This is a genomic window from Streptomyces sp. NRRL S-495 (genome assembly GCF_000966955.1).
GTDB lineage: Bacteria > Actinomycetota > Actinomycetes > Streptomycetales > Streptomycetaceae > Kitasatospora > Kitasatospora purpeofusca.
The window spans coordinates 1-1,565 of sequence record NZ_JZWY01000623.1; the positions used below are offsets into that span (position 1 = coordinate 1).

2 protein-coding genes are annotated in these 1,565 nt (G+C 78.2%); one reads left to right on the forward strand and one right to left on the reverse strand.

The genetic code is table 11. The features are described from left to right. On the reverse strand, positions 1-181 hold a 181-nt coding region (locus VR45_RS49165; protein ID WP_234326283.1), incomplete at its 3' end, for a hypothetical protein. 272 nt (positions 182-453) lie between these two features. On the opposite strand from VR45_RS49165, the gene VR45_RS29075 reads away from it, so the two are divergent. After that, positions 454-1,565 (forward strand): NACHT domain-containing protein (locus VR45_RS29075; RefSeq protein ID WP_045942835.1); only part of this gene is annotated, 1,112 nt, incomplete at its 3' end.

Here is a 1,565-nt window from a genome sequence, read left to right on the forward strand (position 1 = left end):
GCTGGTGGTCGCCGCCCCCGACGACCCGGCCCGCCCCCGCCACCGGCCCCTCGCCCCGACGCTGCTGCGGCGACTGCGCGCCGAGCCCGGCACGGTCGAACCCACCGTCCTGCGCCCACCGACACCGGACCGTCTGGCCGAGGTGCTGCACGAGGCTCGGGAGGAGGGCCGGCCGTTCCACGTCGTCCACTTCGACGGGCCCGGTCCGACCGACGTGCCGGCCTCGGCCCCGGTCCCGCTGGTGGTCCTGACCACCGGCCGGTCCGCCCCCGAGCCCGGACTGCCGGAGGCCGTGGCCGCGTCCCGGCTGCTCCAGGAGGGCGCGCACGCCGTGCTCGCGCTGCCGTACCACCTCGACGCGCCGGCCGCCGCCGGGTTCCTCGCCACCTCGCCGTCCACGACCGGCGCACCTCCCCCAGGGGCGCGCTGCCCCTGGCCGACTGGACGGTCCCGGTGCTGTACAGCCGGCACGAGGCGGCACTGCCCGGACCGGGCACCGCGCGGGCCGNGCTCCGCACCGGCGAGCCGGTGGCCCTGGCCGTGTCGGCCGGACGCCGCCGGCTCGCCGTCCACGACCGGCGCACCTCCCCCAGGGGCGCGCTGCCCCTGGCCGACTGGACGGTCCCGGTGCTGTACAGCCGGCACGAGGCGGCACTGCCCGGACCGGGCACCGCGCGGGCCGTTCAGCCGGCGGACGCGCACGCGCACGCGACGACCGGGGCCACGGCAACAACGGAACCCCCGGACCAGTGGGGAGAGCTCGCACCCGTCGGCGAGTTCGTCGGACGCGACGGACTGCTGCTCGGCCTCGACGCCGCGACCCGGCCGCACCGGGTGGTCCTCCTCCACGGTGCCGCCGGCATCGGGAAGACCGAGCTGGCGAAGGCCTTCGGCCGCTGGTGCCGGGAGACCGGCGCGGTGGACGGGCCGGACGCGGTGGTGCTGCACCGCTTCGAACCGAGTGCGGCCCGGCCCGCCTCGGCCGGGGTGGTCGAGCGGATCGGCCGCCGGCTGTTCACCCCCGAGGAGTTCGACCCGCTCCCGCCCGCCGAGCGCCGGGCGGCCGTCGAACAGGCGCTGGCCACCCGCCGCCTGCTGCTGATCTGGGACGGCGTCGACTCACTGGCCGCAGACCCCGGGGCAGCGGACGAGGAGCGCGCCGGACTCCGGGCCCTGCTCGACCTGGTCGCCCGGCAGGGGAGCAGCACCGTCCTGCTCACCAGCCGCACCCGCGAGGGCTGGCTCGGTCCCGCAGCACTGCGGATCGAGGTACCGGGCCTCGACCCGGGCGAGACCGTCGCGTTCGCCGAGCAGCTGCTCGGCCCCTCCCCCGACACCCTCAACACCCCCGGATCCCCCGGATCCCCCGACACCGTCCGCCGACGCGGTCTGCGGGTGTTCGGCGACCTGCTGGAGTGGCTGGGCGGGCACCCCCTGGCGATGCGGCTCGCGCTCTCCTCGCTCGACGCGCACGAGCCGTGGCAGACGCTGGACACCCTGGTGCGCGGCGCGGCCGCCCTGCCGCACACCCCCGCCGAGGCGAACCCGCTCCCCACCCCCGCGGC